Source organism: Streptomyces sp. NPDC048106, assembly GCF_040706415.1.
Lineage (GTDB): Bacteria > Actinomycetota > Actinomycetes > Streptomycetales > Streptomycetaceae > Streptomyces.
Genome location: NZ_JBEZND010000012.1, coordinates 45030 through 63209, shown reverse-complemented (window position 1 = coordinate 63209; position 18180 = coordinate 45030). Strand labels below are relative to the sequence as shown.

The window sequence follows — 18180 nt, the reverse complement described above, 5'->3', positions numbered from 1 at the left end:
GGCACGAACCGGCCACGCGACGCCTTCGGCGATACGGTCTGTCGCGCGATCGTGACGACAGTCACAAACAAGTGATAACTTCGGGGGACTGCGCAACGTACGGCACCGCCGCCCAAGGAGGCCGCACGTCATGAGTCCCTTCACCGGCTCCGCCGCCCGCACCGCCGACTGGGAGCACCTGCGCCTCCAGATCGCCGACGGGGTCGCCACGGTCACCCTCGCCCGACCCGACAAGCTCAACGCCCTCACCTTCGGCGCCTACGCCGACCTGCGCGATCTGCTGGCCGAGCTGTCCCGGGAGCGCTCGGTGCGCGCCCTGGTGCTGGCCGGGGAGGGACGCGGGTTCTGCTCCGGCGGTGACGTGGACGAGATCATCGGCACCACCCTCGCCCTGGACACCGCCGAACTGCTCGACTTCAACCGGATGACCGGCCAGGTGGTACGGGCGATCCGCGAATGCCCCTTCCCGGTGATCGCCGCCGTCCACGGGGTCGCGGCGGGCGCCGGCGCCGTCCTCGCCCTCGCGGCCGACTTCCGCGTCGCCGACCCGAGCGCCCGTTTCGCCTTCCTCTTCACCCGGGTCGGCCTGTCCGGCGGCGACATGGGCGCCGCCTATCTGCTGCCCCGGGTCGTGGGCCTCGGCCACGCCACCCGCCTGCTGATGCTGGGCGACCCGGTCCGCGCGCCCGAGGCCGAGCGGATCGGCCTGATCAGCGAACTGACCGAGGAGGGCCACGCCGACCAGGCCGCCGCCGCCCTGGCCCGCCGCCTGGCCCAGGGCCCGGCCCTGGCCCACGCCCAGACGAAGGCGCTGCTGACGGCGGAGCTGGACATGCCGCTGGCCGCGTCCGTGGAGCTGGACGCCGCGACCCAGGCCCTCCTGATGCACGGGGAGGACTACGCGGAGTTCCACGCGTCGTTCACGGAGAAGCGGGCGCCGAAGTGGCAGGGAAGGTGATCTCGCATGCCGACACCGGACGTGCCCGCTCCCGCACGCATCGCGATCATCGGCGGCGGGCCGGGCGGCCTTTACGCCGCCGCCCTCCTCAAACGCCTCGACCCCACCCGTGAGGTGACCGTCTGGGAGCGCAACGCCCCCGACGAGACCTTCGGCTTCGGCGTGGTCCTCTCCGACGAGACCCTGGGCGGCATCGAACACGCCGACCCGGTCGTCTACGAGGCCTTGCGGCGGCACTTCGTCCGCTGGGACGACATCGACATCGTCCACCGCGGCACCCGGCACACCTCCTCGGGACACGGCTTCGCCGCCCTCGGCAGGCACCGCCTCCTGGAGATCCTGCACGCCCGCTGCCAGGACTTGGGCGTACGGATCGCCTTCCGCACCGAGGCCCCGCCCGTGGACCGCCTCGTCGCCGACCACGACCTCGTCATCGCCGCCGACGGGATCCACAGCGCCACCCGCGAGACCCACGCCGACGTCTTCCGGCCCCGGGTGACCGGCCACCGCTGCCGCTACATCTGGCTCGCCGCCGACTTCGCCTTCGACGCCTTCCGCTTCGAGATCGCCGAGACCGAGCACGGCGTGATGCAGCTGCACGGATACCCGTACGCGCCCGACGCCTCGACGGTCATCGTCGAGATGCGCGAGGAGGTCTGGCGGGCGGCGGGATTCGACGAGACGGACCCGCGCGAATCGACCGGACGCTGCGCCAAGATCTTCGCGGACGCGCTGCGCGGCCGCCCCCTGCGCTCCAACGACTCCGCCTGGACGACGTTCCGTACGGTGGTCAACGACCGCTGGTCGCACGGCAACCTCGTCCTGCTCGGCGACGCCGCCCACACCGCCCACTTCTCCATCGGCTCCGGCACCAAACTGGCCGTGGAGGACGCGCTGGCGCTGGCCGCGTGCCTGTCGGAACAGCCCGACGTCCCGACGGCGCTGGCCGCGTACGAGGAGGAACGCAAGCCCGTCGTCGCCTCGACCCAGCGGGCCGCGCGGGCGAGCCTGGAATGGTTCGAGAACCTGGATCTGTACCGGGACCAGCGGCCCCGCCAGTTCGCCTTCAACCTGCTCACCCGCAGCCGCCGCGTCACCCACGACAACCTCAGGCTGCGCGACGCCCACTTCACCGAGTCGGTGGAGCGCGAGTTCGGCTGCCCGCCCGGCACGCCCCCGATGTTCACCCCGTTCCGCCTGCGCGGCCTGACCCTGCGCAACCGCGTCGTCGTCTCCCCGATGGACATGTACTCGGCCACCGACGGCGTGCCCGGCGACTTCCACCTCGTCCACCTCGGCGCCCGCGCGCTCGGCGGCGCGGCCCTCGTCATGACCGAGATGGTGTGTGTGAGCGAGCAGGGCCGCATCACCCCCGGCTGCGCCGGCCTCTACAACGGCCGCCAGGCGGAGGCGTGGCGCCGCGTCACCGACTTCGTGCACCGGCAGGCGCCGGGTACGGCGATCGGGGTGCAGCTCGGCCACTCGGGCCGCAAGGGCTCCACCAGGCTGATGTGGGAGGGCATGGACGAGCCGCTGCCGACCGGCAACTGGCCCATCGTGGCTCCCTCCCCGCTCCCCTACCGGCCGGGCAGTCAGACCCCTCGCGAACTCTCCCGCGCCCAACTCACCGACATCCGCGAGCAGTTCACCTCGGCCGCCTGGCGCGCCGCCCGCGCCGGCTTCGACCTCCTCGAACTCCACTGCGCCCACGGCTACCTCCTCTCCGGCTTCCTCTCTCCCCTCACCAACCACCGCACGGACGCCTACGGCGGCTCACTGGAGCGGCGCCTGCGCTTCCCGCTGGAGGTCTTCGACGCCATCCGCTCGGTGTGGCCCGCCGAGCGCCCCATGACGGTCCGCGTCTCCGCCACCGACTGGGCCGACGGCGGCACCACCGCCGAGGACGCGGTCCACATCGCCCGCGCCTTCGCCGACCACGGCGCCGACGCGATCGACGTCTCCACCGGCCAGGTCGTCTCCGACGAGCGGCCGGACTTCGGCCGCTCCTACCAGACCCCCTTCGCCGACCGCATCCGCCACGAGGTCCGCGTCCCGGTGATCGCCGTGGGCGCCATCTCCTCCTGGGACGACGTCAACTCCCTGATCCTGGCGGGCCGTACCGACCTCTGCGCCCTGGCCCGCCCCCACCTCTACGACCCCCACTGGACCCTGCACGCCGCCGCCGAGCAGTCCTACGAGGGCCCCGGCATCCACTGGCCCGCCCCGTACCGCGCGGGCAGCCGCCGCCCCCGGACGGGCCGCACGGACACTCCCAAACCGCGTCTGTCGCTGGGAAGTTGAGGGACCCGTCGCCGAACCGCGGGCCACGCGCGGAGGCGACGGCGTGCCGACGGACCGTACGGTCTCCGAACCCGCCGCGACCCTGGCGCGGATCACCGCGGCGCCCGGCACGGCGGCCGGCTCCCGCCGGTCCCCGACGGTCCGGGCCCGGACCGGGAGGATACGGCCGCCTCCGAAGAGGATCCGCGGTCCATTTTCGCCGCACCACACCTCGAAACCGCAGGTCAGCGGCGTGTGGCGGTGGTGCCCTTCCGGATCTGTGCCGACGGCCACAGCGAAGGGGATTCAAGAAGGCGCATACTGAGCTATGACAAAGCCCGCTGCGCCGAAGCGCCATCTGCCCACCAGCCCTTTCAAGGCCCCGGTCCCGCCGGCCCCCAAGCACTTCGCCCTGGGTGACCAGGTCACGCACGACATGTACGGCCTCGGCCGGGTGGTCGGCGTCGAGGAGGGAGTCGCGGCGCTCGTGGACTTCGGCTCGGCGCAGATGCGGATCTTGAGCCCGTACGCCAAGATGACCAAGCTGTAGGACCGCTGTGCCCGGTCACGGCACACCAGGCCCCTTCCGGGACCTGTACCGAAAGAGAGCCCTCCCATCGACCTGACCTCGCTGTTCTCCGCCCCGGAGGCGCAGCCCCGCTGCTCCGCCGCCGTATCGCCGCCTCCGGCGACCAACCCGTTCCAGGCTCCCGACTTCGGGGGTGACGAGAGCATGCCGCCGGAGGACACCGAGGAGCCCGCCTCGGACGCCCGCGCGGCGCGCCGCAGGGCGGCCTAGTCCCCCGCATGACGACGGCTCCGGCAACCGGTCGCGGGCCGTCTCCCATGCCGTGTGCTCAGGTGCCGGACGGCGCCGCGGGCCGGGTGGACGCACCGACGACACCGTAGGCGCGATCACCGATGGTGAACCCTCCCAGGGGCACCATGCCGAAACCGTCCACGTGGACCCTCCACGACGTCCGGTTGGCCAGTTCGATGAAGGCGACCATCACGTCGGCTCGTCCCGAGGCCGCCCGGAGCGCCGCGGTGAACAGTCCCCGGGCCACCCCCTTCCCGCGGTAGGCGGCGGCGACCACCACGGGCCCGTAGAGCAGGAAGGGCGTGGCACGGAGCGGGCGTCCCTGCCACTCCAGCGAGTCCCGCGCGTCCAGCAGGGCCTGGACCGGCGGGGGCTTGGGTGTGTTCTCCGGGGAGGTCAGGCCGAGCAGGCCGGCCAGGCGCCCCTCGTCGTCCGCGACGAGCAGGCTCCCGTCCTCGGCCATCGAGCGCAGCGCCCCGGCGTCGAGGTCCCCCTGCACGAAGCCCTGCTTCGCACGCTCCTCCTCCGTCAGCGCGTCGTGGTGATTGGCCGCGACGAGTTCGGCCATGGCCGGGGCGTCGGCCGCGACGGCGTGTCGATAGCGCATGGCATCCATCCTGCCGGGTGCCGTGGCCGTTTCGAAGGCCGGGTCCGCCGGCGGCGGTGTCCGGCCCCGGCAAGGCGTGCGCCGTTCCGCGCCGGGTGTGTTTGCCGATGGCGCGAGCGGCAACGCGAAGTCCATGAGTGAAGCGAAGAGCGGCACGAATCAGGAGTCCGTATCCAAGGGGAGCGCGGCCGGCAAGGTCCGGCAGGTCACCGCGAAGGTGACCGCTCCCGCCTCGCGGGCGGCGGACAAGGCGGCCGAGGAGTCCGCCGGCGTGGCGTCGGTGGCCGCGGGCGCGGCCGAGCGGGTCCAGGCCGGCCGGCGGGCCGTCGTCGCGGCCTCGGGGCAGGCCGCGGCCGTCGCCAGGACGGCATGGACGGTGCTCGCACAGCGGAAGCTGCTCGCCGCCGGCGTGGGGGCGGGCTTGTCGGCGTTGGGCGCCACGTCCTACCTGGCGGGCCGCAGCGCGGCGCGCCGCACGCACGGTCCGATCACCCGGCTGACCGGCGGGCGGATCTGAGGCGCGGGCCGGGGCCGCCCAGGGCCGCGGGAGTTCACGGGCTCGTCAGCGCGAACTCCGCGCCCGCGTCCCGCAGGCGCTCGTGCAGGGCCCGGAAGACCTCCGAGGAGCGCACGCCCGGCCAGTCGGCCGGGAGGAGGTGGGTGGGCAGGCCGGGGTCGGTGTAGGGGAGGTGGCGCCAGGAGTCCAGGGTGAGGAGGTAGTCGCGGTAGGCGTCCTCCGGCGGGGTGTCCGAGCGGCGTTCCCAGGCGCGGAGCAGCGGGGCGTGGGCGTCCAGGAAGCGGCTGTGCTCCTTGGCGATCGCCGAGAGGTCCCACCAGCGGGCCACCGCCTCAGAGGTGGGTGCGAAGCCCAGGTGGTCGCCGCGGAAGAAGTCGACGTAGGGGTCCAGCCGGAGGCGGCGCAGGGTGTGTTCGGCCTCCTCGTGGAAGCGGGCGGGGGCGATCCAGACGCCGGGGGCCGCGGTGCCGAAGCCCAGGGCGGAGAGGCGGGAGCGCAGGACGTGGCGCTTCTGGCGTTCCGTCTCCGGCACCGAGAAGACCGCGAGAACCCAGCCCGCGTCCTCGGGGGGTGCGGCGGCGTAGATGCGGCGGTCGCCGTCCTCCAGCAACTGGACGGCCTCGGGGGAGAGTTCGTAACCGGCGGCGCCGGTGTCCGTACGGGCGGGCAGGAGCAGGCCGCGGCGCTTGAGGCGGGACACCGAGGAGCGGACGGAGGGCGCGTCCACGCCGACCGCGGCCAGGAGCCGGATCAGTTCGGCGACGGGCATCGGGCCGGGCGCGGAACGGCCGTACGCGCCGTAGAGCGTGACGATGAGGGACCTGGGGGCGTGCTGCTCGGACACGATGATCATCTTAAGTCGTCGGCATCACGGCTGGTCATCAGGGGTGCGTAGGCGGAACCGCTGCAACTTCCCGGTGGCCGTGCGGGGCAGGGCGGCCAGGAAGACGAACTCGCGCGGGCACTTGTACGGCGCCAGTTCGCCGGTGAGGAACGCGCGCAGGGCGTCCGGGTCGCGGTCGGCGCCGTCGCGCAGCACCGTGTAGGCGACCACCACCTGACCGCGCGCCTCGTCGGGGCGGCCGACCACCGCCGTCTCCACCACGTCCGGATGGCGCAGCAGGGCGTCCTCCACCTCGGGTCCCGCGATGTTGTACCCGGCCGAGATGATCATGTCGTCGGCGCGGGCCACATAGCGGAAGTAGCCGTCGGGCTCCCGGACGTACGTGTCGCCGGTGATGTTCCAGCCGCCGCGCACGTACTGGCGCTGGCGGGGGTCGGCCAGATAGCGGCAGCCGACCGGGCCGCGCACGGCCAGCAGGCCGGGTTCGCCGTCGGGCTGCGGGGTGCCGTCCGGCCGCTGCACCCGCGCCTGCCAGCCGGGCACCGGTACCCCCGTGGTGCCCGGTCTTATGCCCTCGTCCGCGGCGGAGACGAAGATGTGCAGCAGCTCGGTGGCGCCGATGCCGTTGATGATCCGCATCCCGGTGCGCTCGTGCCACGCCCGCCAGGTGGCCGCGGGCAGGTTCTCCCCGGCCGACACGCAGCGCCGCAGTGACGAGATGTCATGGCCGTCCAGCGCGTCCAGCATGGCCCGGTAGGCGGTCGGGGCGGTGAACAGGACCGAGACGCGGTGTTCGGCTATCGCGGGCAGGAGCCGGCGGGGGCCCGACTGTTCGAGGAGCAGCGCGCTCGCGCCGGCCCGCAGGGGGAAGACGACCAGACCGCCGAGGCCGAAGGTGAAGCCGAGCGGGGGGCTGCCGGCGAACACGTCGTCGGCGCGGGGGCGCAGGACGTGCCGGGAGAAGGTGTCGGCGATCGCCAGCACGTCCCGGTGGAAGTGCATGCACCCCTTCGGGCGGCCGGTGGTGCCCGAGGTGAAGGCGATCAGCGCGACGTCGTCGGAGGCGGTGTCGATCGCGGGGTAGGGGGCCGTGGGCGCGGGGAGGTTGAGGAGGTCGTCAGGGGCGTCGCCGCCGTACGCCGTGACGCGCAGCCCGGGGATCTCGGCCTTCGCCAGGTCGTCCACCGCGCGGACGTCGCACAGCGCGTGGCTCACCTGGGCGATCTCGCAGATCGTCGCCAGTTCGTGCGGGCGCTGCTGGGCCAGCACGGTCACCGCGACCGCGCCCGCCTTCAGCACCGCGAGCCAGCAGGCCGCGAGCCAGGGGGTGGTGGGGCCGCGCAGCAGCACCCGGTTGCCGGGTACGACGCCCAGCTCGCCGGTGAGCAGGTGCGCGATCCGGTCGACCCGCGCGCGCAGTTCGTCGTACGTCCAGTCGGGTCCGTCCGGGGTGCGGAAGGCGGGGCGGGCGCCGTCGGTGTGGCCGAGCAGCTCCACCGCGCAGTTCAGCCGGGCGGGATAGCGCAGTTCCGGCAGGTCGAAGCGCAGCTCGGGCCACTCCTCCGGCGGCGGGAGATGGTCGCGCGCGAAGGTGTCCACGTGGGCCGAGAGATGCATGGCGGTTCGCCCCCTTGCCGTGACGGATGTCCGGACGGGCATTCCTGGTGGGCTCGCCGTTTGAGCGTATCGTGTTGGTGACGGCAGTCAACTGTGCGCGATAACGTCGGGGGTGGGACGGTCGCCGTGGTCCGTCCCGGAGGGAGGACCGGCGGTGCCCGCATTCTCACTCGAACCGGAGCGGCTGGCCTGGTGCGCGCGGCTGCGCGCCTTCGCCGCCGAACGGCTGCGCCCGCTCGCCGACAAGGGCGCTCCCGGACGCGTCAACCGGCCGCTGCTCGCCGAGTTGGGACAACTTGGCTTGCTGGAGGGGCTGTTCACGTCCGGGGCGCTCGATCTGTGCCTGATGCGGGAGTCGTTGGCGCAGGGTTGTACGGAGGCGGAGACGGCGCTCGCCCTCCAGGGTCTCGGCGCCCATCCGGTGCACGCGCACGGCAGCGCGGCCCAGCGGGAGCGCTGGCTGCCCCGGGTCGCCGACGGCAGCGCGGTCGCGGCCTTCGCGCTGAGCGAGCCGGGGGCCGGGTCGGACGCGGCCGCGCTGGCGCTCGCCGCCGAGGGCCGGGGGGCGGGGGAGTGGCGGCTCACCGGGGAGAAGTGCTGGATCTCCAACGCGCCCGAGGCCGACTTCTACACCGTCTTCGCGCGGACCGCGCCCGGCGCCGGCGCCCGGGGCGTGACGGCCTTCCTCGTCCCCGCCGACCGGCCCGGACTCACCGGCCGGGCGCTGGAGATGATCTCCCCGCACCCCATCGGCGCGCTCGACTTCGACGCCGTGCCCGTCACCTCCGGGGATGTGCTCGGCGAGGTCGGCCGGGGCTTCGCCGTAGCCATGGGGACGCTCAACCTCTTCCGGCCCAGCGTCGGCGCCTTCGCGGTGGGCATGGCGCAGGCGGCGCTGGACGCGACCGTGGCGCACACCCGCCGACGGGAGGCGTTCAAGGGGCGGTTGATGGATCTCCAGGGCGTGTCCCACCAGGTCGCGGAGATGGCGCTGCGCACCGAGGCGGCCCGGTTGATGGTGTACGCGGCGGCGACCGCCTACGACGAGGGCGCGCCCGACGTGCCCCGGCGGTCCGCGATGGCCAAGCTGCTCGCGACGGAGACCGCGCAGTATGTCGTCGACACCGCCGTACAGTTGCACGGCGCCCGCGCCCTCCAGCACGGTCATCTCCTCGAACACCTCTACCGCGAGGTACGCGCCCCGCGGATCTACGAGGGCGCGAGCGAGGTCCAACGGGGCATCATCGCCAAGGAGTTGTACGCCGAGGCGGACGCCGTGAACGAGCAGGAGGCCCGGTGACGACCGAACGCGTCAACCCGCCCGAGCTGTCCCCGCCCACGGGGTTCTCGCACGCCGTCGTCGCGACCGGGTCCCGGGTGGTGTTCCTCGCGGGGCAGACGGCACTCGACGCCGACGGGAAGATCACGGGCGGCACGCTGGCCGAGCAGTTCGAGCGGGCGCTGGGCAATCTGCTCGCCGCCCTGCGCGCGGCCGGCGGCACGCCCGCGGACCTGGCCCGGGTCACGGTGTACGCCACGGACGTCGCCGCGTACCGGGCCCGGGTACGGGAGCTGGGGCGGATCTGGCGCGCGGCGGCGGGCCGGGACTATCCGGCGATGGCGGTGGTCCAGGTCGTACGGCTGTGGGACGAGGAGGCGCTGGTGGAGCTGGACGGGTTCGCCGTGCTGCCGTGACGCGCCACCGCTCGGGTGAGGTCACGCGCGCCGGGGCGGATGCCGGGTACCAGTGGGAGCCCCCGAACTGGTGCGAACCTGGAGGAATCCATGCCCGTCCGTCCCGCCCTCGCCGCGGCCCTCGGTGCCGCCGCCCTGCTGACCCTCGCCGCCGGCCCGGCCCAGGCCGCCCCCGGCGAGTCCATCACCGTCGACTCGGTCGGCCGCCTCGCCACCGACGGAACCGTCACCCTGACCGGCACCTACCGCTGCTTCGGCAGCACCGGCCCGACCTTCGTGACCTCCTCCCTCAGCCAGCGCGACCCCGGCGTGCGGCACGGCATCGGCGGCAGCGTCGCGCGGTGCGACGGCGTGACCCACCACTGGGCCAACTCCGGCAGGGTCACCGGCGAGACCCTCCACCCCGGCACGGCCCACGTCCAGGCCACGGTGCTGGAACTGCGCCGGGTGGGCCTGGTGCCGCTGCCGGTGTTCCACGCCGTCACCGAGCGGGACGTCACCCTGGTCCAGGGCTGAGCCAGGGGCGGGCCAGGGGTGAGCCGGGGGAGCCAGGGGGGGGCACCCCGGTGGCCCGGGAGGGCGCCGCTCACGCGCGTCCGGCGCCCGTAGCCTCCCGCGCACGCCCCTGGCCGTCCGCCGGCTTTCTCAGGCCCGCTGCCAGCTGTGCGGGGCGTGGAAGGAATGCGGGCGCCAGGAGGTCGTGCCCGGGGAGGACGCCTCCGTGCCGGGGCCCGGGAGGGCGCTGCGGCTGAGGAGCAGGACGGTCAGGGCGGCCAGTTCCTCGTCGGTGGCTTCGCCTTTCTCGACCCGGATGGGGGGAGTGGGGAAGGGGATGGTCATGGGGCCTCCGTCACTGAGGGGGGTTGCCGTGCTTGCGGGTGGGGCGCTCCGCGTGTTTCGTGCGGAGCATCGCCAGCGACCTCACCAGGACCTCGCGGGTCTCGGCGGGGTCGATGACGTCGTCGACCAGGCCGCGCTCGGCGGCGTAGTAGGGGTGCATCAGCTCGGCCTTGTACTCCTTGACCAGCCGCGTGCGCATGGCCTCGGGGTCCTCCGCCTCGGTGATCTGGCGGCGGAAGATGACGTTGGCGGCACCTTCGGCGCCCATCACCGCGATCTCGTTGGTCGGCCAGGCGTAGGTGAGGTCCGCGCCGATCGACTGGGAGTCCATGACGATGTACGCGCCGCCGTACGCCTTGCGCAGGATGAGTGAAATCCTCGGCACGGTCGCGTCGCAGTAGGCGTACAGCAGCTTCGCGCCGTGCCGGATGATGCCGCCGTGCTCCTGGCCGACGCCCGGCAGGAAGCCCGGCACGTCCAGCAGGGTGATCAGCGGGATGCTGAACGCGTCGCACATCTGCACGAAGCGCGCGGCCTTCTCCGAGGCCTCGATGTCGAGGACACCGGCGAGCGTCTGCGGCTGGTTGGCGATGATGCCGACGACCTGCCCGTCCAGGCGGGCCAGCGCGCAGATGATGTTGCGGGCCCAGCGCTGGTGGACCTCCAGGTACTCGCCGTCGTCGACGATCTCCTCGATCACCTTCGTCATGTCGTACGGCCGGTTGCCGTCCTCCGGCACCAGGTCGGCCAGCGCCTCGCAGCGCCGGTCGACCGGGTCGGCGCACTCCACGCGCGGCGGGTTCTCGCGGTTGTTGCCCGGGAGCAGGGAGAGGAGGTAGCGCACCTCCTCCAGGCAGGTCTCCTCGTCGTCGTACGCGAAGTGGCAGACGCCGGAGGTCTCGGCGTGCACGTCCGCGCCGCCCAGGCCGTTCTGGGTGATCTCCTCGCCCGTCACCGCCTTGACCACGTCCGGTCCGGTGATGAACATCTGCGAGGTCTCGCGGACCATGAAGACGAAGTCGGTCAGGGCGGGGGAGTAGGCCGCGCCGCCCGCGCACGGGCCCAGCATCACGGAGATCTGGGGGATCACCCCGGACGCGGCCGTGTTCCGGCGGAAGATGCCGCCGTAGCCCGCGAGCGCGGTCACGCCCTCCTGGATGCGGGCGCCGGCGCCGTCGTTCAACGACACCAGCGGCGCGCCGGCCGCGATGGCCATGTCCATGATCTTGTGGATCTTGGTGGCGTGGGCCTCGCCCAGCGCGCCGCCGAAGATCCGGAAGTCGTGCGCGTAGACGAAGACCGTGCGGCCCTCGACCGTGCCCCAGCCGGTGATCACACCGTCGGTGTACGGCTTCTTCGCCTCCAGCCCGAACCCGGTCGCCCGGTGCCGGCGCAACTGCTCGACCTCCTGGAAGGACCCCGGGTCCAGGAGCAGCTCGATCCGCTCCCGTGCCGTCAGCTTGCCCTTGGCGTGCTGCGCCGCGGTCGCCTTCTCGCTCGGGCCGGCGAGCACGCGTTCGCGTATGCCGGCCAGTTCCGCGATGTGGGACTTCATCTCTGCCTGCCTCTGCGGTGAGGTGACGTGACTTCGGGCGCTGCCCGCGGCGGGCCGCCGTCGCGGGACCCCGGACACGATCGTGGCAACGCGCTCTGACCGGGCGCTGACGGACCGCTTACGGCCCGGCCCCGCCCGGCGGTCACACCGGCTGCAACGCCGACGGGAGCAGCGGGTCGGCCGTGAGCGCCGGGTCGTGCGACAGGATCGCGAGCTCCACCCGCCGCAGCGCGGGCGACGGCTGTATCCCCAGCTCCTCGTCCAGCCTGCGGCGCATCCGGCGGAAGACGTCCAGCGCGTCGGCCTGCCTGCCCGAGCCGTACAGGGCGGTCATCAACTGCTCGCAGAAGCGCTCGCGCAACGGGTGGTGGGTGTGCGCCTCGGCCAGCTCCGCGAGCACCGCCGCGTGCCGCCCGAGCCGCAGTTCCGCGTCGAAGCGCAGCTCCATCGCCCGCATCCGGTACTCCTCGTACCGCGCCCCGGCCAACTGGCACAGGGTGCCGCCGGGGAACCCGCCGAACACCGGTCCCCGCCACAGCGCCAGCGCCTCGCCCAGCATCCGGGCGGTGCGCTCCGCGTCCCGCGGCCCGGCCGACTCCGCCTGCCGCACGGCCCGCACGAACTCCGCCGCGTCCAGCTCGCCCTCGCCGACGCTGAGCCGGTAGCCGGCCGGGTGGATCGTCACGCGGGAGGTCGGCCGGTCCGGCTCCAGGGCACGGAGCCTGCGCCGCAACCGGCTGATGTGCGCCTGGAGGGCGTTGGCCCGGCGGTCCGGCAGCGCATCGCCCCACATCTCCTCGGCCAGGCCCTCCCCGGACACCGGCCGGCCCTCGCTGACCAGCAGGGTCTGCACCAGTGAGCGCTGCAGATCGCCACTGACATCCGCCTCGCCGGCGGCGGTGCGTATCTCCAGCGCTCCGAGAACGGAGAACCTCAGCATGTCTTTCCCCCTAGATGACAATTCCTCGCCGACGGTGATTCCGGAGTGGTGCTGCCGTGAAAGAAAGAATGGCGGAACGCGCCGTGCCCCGGCGGGCCTCGACCTGTACCGCTGCCCGCCGGGGCATTTGTTCCGCCGGGACGGGGGGCGGCCGGCGGTTCCTGGGTGGTGCCGGTGCTCGAACACGTTCGGAAAAGCACCGGCCGGGTGAAGCCGAATACCCGGACGGGCGCCTGTGAGGTCCGCCCAACCGGGGCGGAAGGCGCGTCCGGCCATGGTGACGGCCGTGGCGGAGAGGGCAGGATTCGAACCTGCGTGGGCCGGCAAGGCCCGACCAATGCGGTGCACACGGTCCCCGATAAACCACTCCGGGCACCTCTCCCCGTGTCCGGCCCCGGTTCCCGGCGCCGTTCACGTCAACTACTTTGACAGTGACGGCTGACGGAATGCTGACGCGCTTCTGACACAGGTAAATGAATGCCCAACTGCTCTTTTCGTGGGTCATGTTGCGGTGCTGTACTCACTTCAACGGAATACGCTCCCGAAAGGGGTAAGGGAATGACCGCGATCACCACCGAGACCGGCACCGACAGTCGGATTCTCGACGCGATACGGGCCCACACCACGAGCGAGAACCCGAGTTCCTTCCTGGCGCTCAACAGCGGAAACAGTGTCTTCACCGTCCCGGGCGCGGACGGTGTCGTCGTCTACCGCCGCACCGGCCGCTGGGCGGTCCAGTTCGGCGGCCCCTTCGCCGCCGAGGGGGACTACGACACGCTGCTGGACGCCTTCCGGCAGTACGTCCGGGACGAGGGCCTGAGCCTGGTCGGGGTGCAGCTCCAGCGCACCGACGCCGAGCGGTACGCGGCGCGCGGCTGCGTCGTCAACCAGGTCGGCGCCTCCTGGGCGGTCAGGCTGGAGGACTTCACGCTGCGCGGCACCAAGTTCATGCAGCTGCGCAACAAGATCTCGCGCGCGCTGCGCAACGGCCTCCAGATCCAGGAGGTCGACGCGGCCGACGTCGCCGACGCCATCGCCGTGATCGACACGGCCTGGCTCGGCTCCAAGGGCGGCGCGCAGCAACTGGAGTTCCTGGTCGGCCAGATCGGCGGCCCGGCGCAGGCGCAGCGGCGGCTGTTCAGCGGCACCATCGACGGCGAGCCGGTCGCCTACATCTCCTACTCGCCGGTCTACGGCAGCCGGGCCGGCTGGATGCACGACCTCAGCCGACGCATCCCCGAGGGCTCCCCGGGCCTGATGGAGGCCATCAACGCGCACGCCATCGAGGTCTTCCGCGCGGAGGGCGTCGACTGGCTGCACTTCGGCTTCACGCCGTTCACCGGGCTCGACGCCGCGCATGAACTCGACGGCCACAGCCCGGGGTTCCAGTGGCTGATGCACGCGCTGTGGGCGGAGGGCGCGGCGCTGTACCCGGCGCAGACCCAGCTTTCGTACAAGCAGAAGTGGGCCCCCGACCTGCTCATCCCCGAGTACGTCGCCTTCGACGGACCGCAGGCCTCGCTGCCCGGCTTCGCGCACATCTTCCGTGCCTGCAAGGCGTTCTGACGTTCCGACACCCAACTCACGACAGGAGACGATGAGATGAGCCAGTCCACCGAGGAACTCTCGCACGCCGTGGTCGAGCAGCTGATGGCCGTCATCGGCGCCCCCGACGACGCCCAGGTCGCCGAAACCGCCGACGCCGCCGTGCGCGCCCTGGACGAACGCCTGCACGCGGAGGCCGCCGCCTGAACGACCACCGGCCCCCACCGCCCGCACCCCGCCCCGCCCACATCCCCACCCTCCGCCGGCTGGCCTCCCGGCGGGGCCTCGGCGGGGCCTCCGTGCAGGCCCGGAGCCGGGCCCCGATCGGACCGCCGCTCCCGCCGGGTCCCTCGTCGGTCCTTCGGCCAGGTCCAGGCTCCCGGCAGGGCTTTCGAGCAGGTCTTCGGCCGGGACCTGGTCGGGCCTCCGGCCAGCGCCCTGGTCACGCCGGCGGCAAGGGTCGCCGACCAGGTCCGCGATCAAGTCTCTTGTCCGGGCCTCGGGGCTCCGGCTCGCCCAGGGGCGGGGGTCCTCGGCGGGCCTCCGCTCGGGTCCCGGCCCAGGCCCGCAGCCAGGTCCCGGCGGTCAGGTTTTCGAGTGGGCCCCGGTCTGCTTGCCGTCAGGACTCCGGCGGGGTTTCCGAGCAGGTCCCGGCCAGGGCCACGGCCAGGTCTCCGGTCAGGGTCTGTCTCGGGGTGGGGTGCCGACGAGGTCTCTGGCCGGGCCCGTGGTCAGATTTCCGGCCAGGTCTTCGGCCGGGTTCCGGCCAGACCCGTGTCAGGACACGCGTCCAGGCCAGACACGCGTCCAGGCCCGTGGCCGGGCCCGTGTCCAGGCCCGTGGCCGAGGCTCGGGTCGGGCCCCGGTAAGGCGCTCGGCCAGGTCCCTGTGGTCAGGTTTCCGGTCGGGCCCTGGTCAGGCATGCCGCCAGGCGGGCGGTAGGAGTTTGGTCAGGACTGCCCCAGGCGGGCGGTCGGGCTCCGGGCAAGCGCCGGTCGGGATGGTGGGCAGGGCGTCGGGGCGGGGCCGGACGGGGGTGTTTCGGCCGGGGGACGGTCGGTCCGATCAGACCGGTATCAGTGCCACATCAGTGGTCCACGGAACGCTGGACGTACGTTCGCCCGGTGGTCCGGGTCCGGGAGTGCCGCACTGCGCTCCCGTCGCCCGGGTCCCGCCGGGCGGGCCACAGCCCGCGGCGGTGACCCCACGCGGGAGCTGAAGTCGACTCGCGGCGCCCGCAGGTCCGCAGGTCCGCGGGGCAGCGGCGCCGCCGCCCGCATTCGGGCACTTTCTCCCAAGGAGAGCAACGCATGCAGCGTCCGCACATACAGGAAGCCGTGGCCGCGCCGGGCGGCGAACGCACCGGCGCTTCGGCCACGTTCGCCGAACTGCTGAAACGGGTCAAGGCCGAGGGTCTCCTCGACCTGCGCCCGCGCTACTACGTGGGCAAGCTCGCCCTCAACACCGCCCTGCTGGCCGTCGGGTTCGTCGCCTTCTTCGAGCTGGGCAACAGCTGGTGGCAGCTCCTCACCGCCCTGTGGATGGGACTGTGCGGCGGCCAGTCGGCGTTCATGTGGCACGACGCCGGCCACAAGGCCATGTTCCGCGGCAAGAAGGCCGCCTCCGCGGTCGGTTACATCCACGCCAACCTGGTCAACGGGGTCAGCTACGGCTGGTGGGTCAACCACCACAACCGGCACCACAGCAACCCCAACCACCTCGACATGGACCCGGACATCGGCCGGCGCACCGCCATCTTCGACATCAAGCAGTACGCCACCCGCAAGGGCACCCAGAAGTTCGTGGTGCGCTACCAGAGCGTGCTCTTCTTCGTGCTGCTGGTCCTCGAAGGCTTCAAGATGCTGAAGACGGCGGTCAAGTCCATCGCCACCGGCAAGACCAAGCGGCCCGCGCTGGAGACCTTCCTCCTCCTGCTGCGCACCGCCGTCTACCTCACCTGCGCCTTCACCGTCCTGTCCCCGGCGCTCGCGGTCGCCTTCATCGTCGTCCAGCACGCCGCCCTCGGCGTGTACTTCGGCATGATCTTCGCCCCGAACCACAAGGGCATGCAGGTCCGCGACGGCGAGGAGGAGACCCTGGACTGGCTGGAGCGCCAGGTCCTCACCTCCCGCAACATCCGTCCCAGCCTGCTGACCGACTTCCTCTACGGCGGCCTCAACTACCAGGTCGAGCACCACCTGTTCCCGGCCATGCCGCAGAAGAGCCTGCCGCGCGCCCGCGAACTGACCATGCAGTACTGCGCCGAACGCGGCGTGCCGTACCACGAGGTCGGCTTCTGGGCCTCGTACCGCGAGGTCGCCTCCTACCTCCACGAGGTCAGCGCGCCGGTGCGGCGCGGTGACGTCGAGGAGCAGATCCGGCGTCGGGCCATGGAAGCGGCCTGATCCCCGGCTTCCCCGCGCCCTACGTCGTCCGTCTCCCACTCACCCCACACCCGGCCCCCGGGCCGCACGCCCGGGTCCGCCGGTGACCCGGGCGGTTCCTTCCCCAGAAGCACAGCGAAAGCTTGCGACAAGAGCTTCCAAGGAGCCAGCCCCATGTCCCAGACCACCGCCGCGGCGGGCGGGCGCACCGCTCCCGCCCTGATCGGCGCCCGCCTGGACCGCATGCCGATCACTCCCCTGCACCGAAGACTCACCGCGGTCATCGGCGTCGGCCTGTTCTTCGACACCTTCGAGAACAACCTCTCCGGCACCATCGGCAAGGTGCTGCAGGGCGACTTCGGCTTCGGTTCGACCTCGCTCAAACTCGTCCTGGCCTCCGTCTTCGTCGGCCAGTTCATCGGATCCCTGACGCTCGGCCGGATCGCGGACCGGTTCGGCCGGCGTCGGGCCTTCCTGATCAACCTGGCGATCTACTCGGCCTTCTCGCTGCTCGGCGCCTTCGCGCCCAACGCCGCCTGGCTGATCGTCACCCGCTTCCTCGCCGGCATCGGCATCGGCGCCGAACAGGCCCTGTCCGACTGCTACCTGGCGGACGTACTGCCCGCGTCCAAGCGCGGCCGGTTCATCGCCCGGGCCTACACCCTCGCCTTCTGCGGGGTGCCCGCGGTCGGCTTCGCCGCCCTGTGGCTGGTGCCGCTGACCCCGCTCGGGGTGGCTGGCTGGCGCTGGCTGTTCGTGCTCGGCGCCCTCGGCTCCGCCGTCGTCTGGGTGCTGCGCCGGCAGCTCATCGAGTCCCCGCGCTGGCTCGCCGCCGCCGGGCGCACCGAGGAGGCCGACCACCTGGTGGCCCGGCTGGAGGCCGAGGCGGCCGGGCGCGGGCTGCCTCTGGCGCCGCCCGCCACGGGGCCGGAGACCGCCCCGCCCGCCGAGACCCCCGCCCCGGCCACCCGGCTGCGCGACATCCTCCGGCCCGGCCTGCGGCGCCGCACCCTCGTGCTGTGGGTGTTCTGCGTCCTGTCGGCCGTCGGCTACTACGGCTTCGGCACCCTCGCCCCGCAGATCGTCGCCGCCAAGGGCTACGGCATCGTCGCCGGGCTCGGCTTCACCGCGCTCTCCTTCCTCGGCTACCCGGTGGGCTCCGCGCTGGTCCTGCCGGTCGTGGACCGGATGGAACGCCGTACCCTCGTCGCCCTCTCGGCCGCCGTGATGGTGGTCGCCGGACTGGGCTTCGCCTACGCCGGGTCCGCGGAACTCATCGTGCTGTGCGGGTTCGCGTACACCCTGTTCAGCAACGTCTTCTCCAGCGTCTCCCACGTGTACCTCTCCGAGCAGTACCCGACCGAGATCCGGGCCGGCGCGGCGGGCGCCGCGTACTCGCTGTCCAAACTCAGCGCCGGTGCCCTGCCGTTCGTGCTGCTGCCGGTCCTCGACGCGCACGGACCCGGCGCGCTGTTCAGCGTCATCGCCGCCGCCATGGCCGTCCTCGGCGTCACCGTGCTGTCCCTCGGCGAGCGCACCACCGGCGTGTCCCTCAAGTGAACAACCCCTATTCCAAGA

General features: G+C 72.7%; 17 protein-coding genes and 1 tRNA gene. 11 read left to right on the top strand and 7 right to left on the bottom strand.

The genetic code is table 11. The features are described 5' to 3' along the window. Positions 1-130: 130 nt before the first annotated feature. The 3 genes from AB0927_RS15150 (at position 131) to AB0927_RS15140 (ending at position 3788) form a co-directional block, all read left to right on the top strand. A complete protein-coding gene (locus AB0927_RS15150) occupies positions 131-958 on the top strand; it encodes an enoyl-CoA hydratase family protein (protein WP_366668023.1) in 828 nt (275 codons plus the stop codon). Positions 959-964: 6 nt separating this feature from the next. Next, positions 965-3259 (top strand): bifunctional salicylyl-CoA 5-hydroxylase/oxidoreductase, encoded by a 2295-nt coding sequence (locus AB0927_RS15145; protein WP_366668022.1) that lies wholly within the window; start codon positions 965-967, stop codon positions 3257-3259. Positions 3260-3566: 307 nt separating this feature from the next. Beyond that, positions 3567-3788 carry a hypothetical protein gene (locus AB0927_RS15140; RefSeq protein ID WP_366668021.1) on the top strand — a complete coding sequence of 74 codons (222 nt, stop codon included), beginning with the start codon at positions 3567-3569 and terminating at the stop codon, positions 3786-3788. A gap of 307 nt (positions 3789-4095) precedes the next feature. Here the strand turns inward: AB0927_RS15140 and AB0927_RS15135 are convergent, their stop codons facing one another. Beyond that, entirely contained in the window at positions 4096-4665 is a 570-nt protein-coding gene (locus AB0927_RS15135; RefSeq protein ID WP_366668020.1) for a GNAT family N-acetyltransferase, read from the bottom strand. A 133-nt stretch (positions 4666-4798) separates the two neighbouring features. Here AB0927_RS15135 and AB0927_RS15130 point away from each other — a divergent pair, with 133 nt between their 5' ends. Next, positions 4799-5182: a hypothetical protein gene (locus AB0927_RS15130; RefSeq protein WP_366668019.1), complete on the top strand. Its 384-nt coding sequence runs from the start codon at positions 4799-4801 to the stop codon at positions 5180-5182. A gap of 34 nt (positions 5183-5216) precedes the next feature. Here the strand turns inward: AB0927_RS15130 and AB0927_RS15125 are convergent, their stop codons facing one another. Both AB0927_RS15125 and AB0927_RS15120 read right to left on the bottom strand, forming a co-directional pair. Further along, positions 5217-6035, bottom strand: a complete 819-nt coding sequence (locus tag AB0927_RS15125) for a PaaX family transcriptional regulator C-terminal domain-containing protein (protein ID WP_366668018.1) — start codon at positions 6033-6035, stop codon at positions 5217-5219. Between the two features lie 15 nt (positions 6036-6050). Continuing rightward, positions 6051-7643, bottom strand: coding sequence for an AMP-binding protein (locus tag AB0927_RS15120; RefSeq protein ID WP_366668017.1), 1593 nt, complete (start codon positions 7641-7643; stop codon positions 6051-6053). 154 nt (positions 7644-7797) lie between these two features. On the opposite strand from AB0927_RS15120, the gene AB0927_RS15115 reads away from it, so the two are divergent. The 3 genes from AB0927_RS15115 to AB0927_RS15105 all read left to right on the top strand — a co-directional run bounded on the left by AB0927_RS15115 (position 7798) and on the right by AB0927_RS15105 (position 9854). Beyond that, positions 7798-8943 carry an acyl-CoA dehydrogenase family protein gene (locus tag AB0927_RS15115; RefSeq protein ID WP_366668016.1) on the top strand — a complete coding sequence of 382 codons (1146 nt, stop codon included), beginning with the start codon at positions 7798-7800 and terminating at the stop codon, positions 8941-8943. Next, positions 8940-9338: a RidA family protein gene (locus tag AB0927_RS15110; RefSeq protein ID WP_366668015.1), complete on the top strand. Its 399-nt coding sequence runs from the start codon at positions 8940-8942 to the stop codon at positions 9336-9338. The genes AB0927_RS15115 and AB0927_RS15110 overlap by 4 nt, the downstream gene beginning before the upstream one ends. A 90-nt stretch (positions 9339-9428) precedes the next feature. Then, the gene (locus AB0927_RS15105) at positions 9429-9854 is read left to right on the top strand and encodes a DUF6299 family protein (RefSeq protein ID WP_366668014.1); all 426 of its coding nucleotides are present in this window, start codon (positions 9429-9431) and stop codon (positions 9852-9854) included. A gap of 129 nt (positions 9855-9983) precedes the next feature. Here AB0927_RS15105 and AB0927_RS15100 read toward each other — a convergent pair whose 3' ends face one another. From AB0927_RS15100 to AB0927_RS15085, 4 genes are all read right to left on the bottom strand, one after another. Continuing rightward, positions 9984-10178 carry an acyl-CoA carboxylase subunit epsilon gene (locus AB0927_RS15100; RefSeq protein ID WP_366668013.1) on the bottom strand — a complete coding sequence of 65 codons (195 nt, stop codon included), beginning with the start codon at positions 10176-10178 and terminating at the stop codon, positions 9984-9986. Between the two features lie 10 nt (positions 10179-10188). Then, the gene (locus AB0927_RS15095) at positions 10189-11733 is read right to left on the bottom strand and encodes an acyl-CoA carboxylase subunit beta (protein WP_366668012.1); all 1545 of its coding nucleotides are present in this window, start codon (positions 11731-11733) and stop codon (positions 10189-10191) included. A gap of 142 nt (positions 11734-11875) precedes the next feature. Then, positions 11876-12673 carry an AfsR/SARP family transcriptional regulator gene (locus tag AB0927_RS15090; RefSeq protein WP_366668011.1) on the bottom strand — a complete coding sequence of 266 codons (798 nt, stop codon included), beginning with the start codon at positions 12671-12673 and terminating at the stop codon, positions 11876-11878. A gap of 287 nt (positions 12674-12960) precedes the next feature. Continuing rightward, positions 12961-13055: transfer RNA gene (locus AB0927_RS15085), tRNA-OTHER, on the bottom strand. A gap of 176 nt (positions 13056-13231) precedes the next feature. Here AB0927_RS15085 and AB0927_RS15080 point away from each other — a divergent pair. From AB0927_RS15080 to AB0927_RS15065, 4 genes are all read left to right on the top strand, one after another. Then, positions 13232-14239 (top strand): DUF2156 domain-containing protein, encoded by a 1008-nt coding sequence (locus AB0927_RS15080; RefSeq protein ID WP_366668010.1) that lies wholly within the window; start codon positions 13232-13234, stop codon positions 14237-14239. Between the two features lie 36 nt (positions 14240-14275). Beyond that, complete coding sequence (locus AB0927_RS15075; RefSeq protein WP_366668009.1) at positions 14276-14425, top strand: hypothetical protein; 150 nt, start codon at positions 14276-14278, stop codon at positions 14423-14425. A 1103-nt stretch (positions 14426-15528) separates the two neighbouring features. Continuing rightward, positions 15529-16623 carry an acyl-CoA desaturase gene (locus tag AB0927_RS15070; RefSeq protein ID WP_366668008.1) on the top strand — a complete coding sequence of 365 codons (1095 nt, stop codon included), beginning with the start codon at positions 15529-15531 and terminating at the stop codon, positions 16621-16623. Between the two features lie 153 nt (positions 16624-16776). After that, positions 16777-18162, top strand: a complete 1386-nt coding sequence (locus AB0927_RS15065) for an MFS transporter (protein ID WP_366668007.1) — start codon at positions 16777-16779, stop codon at positions 18160-18162. Positions 18163-18180: the final 18 nt, after the last annotated feature.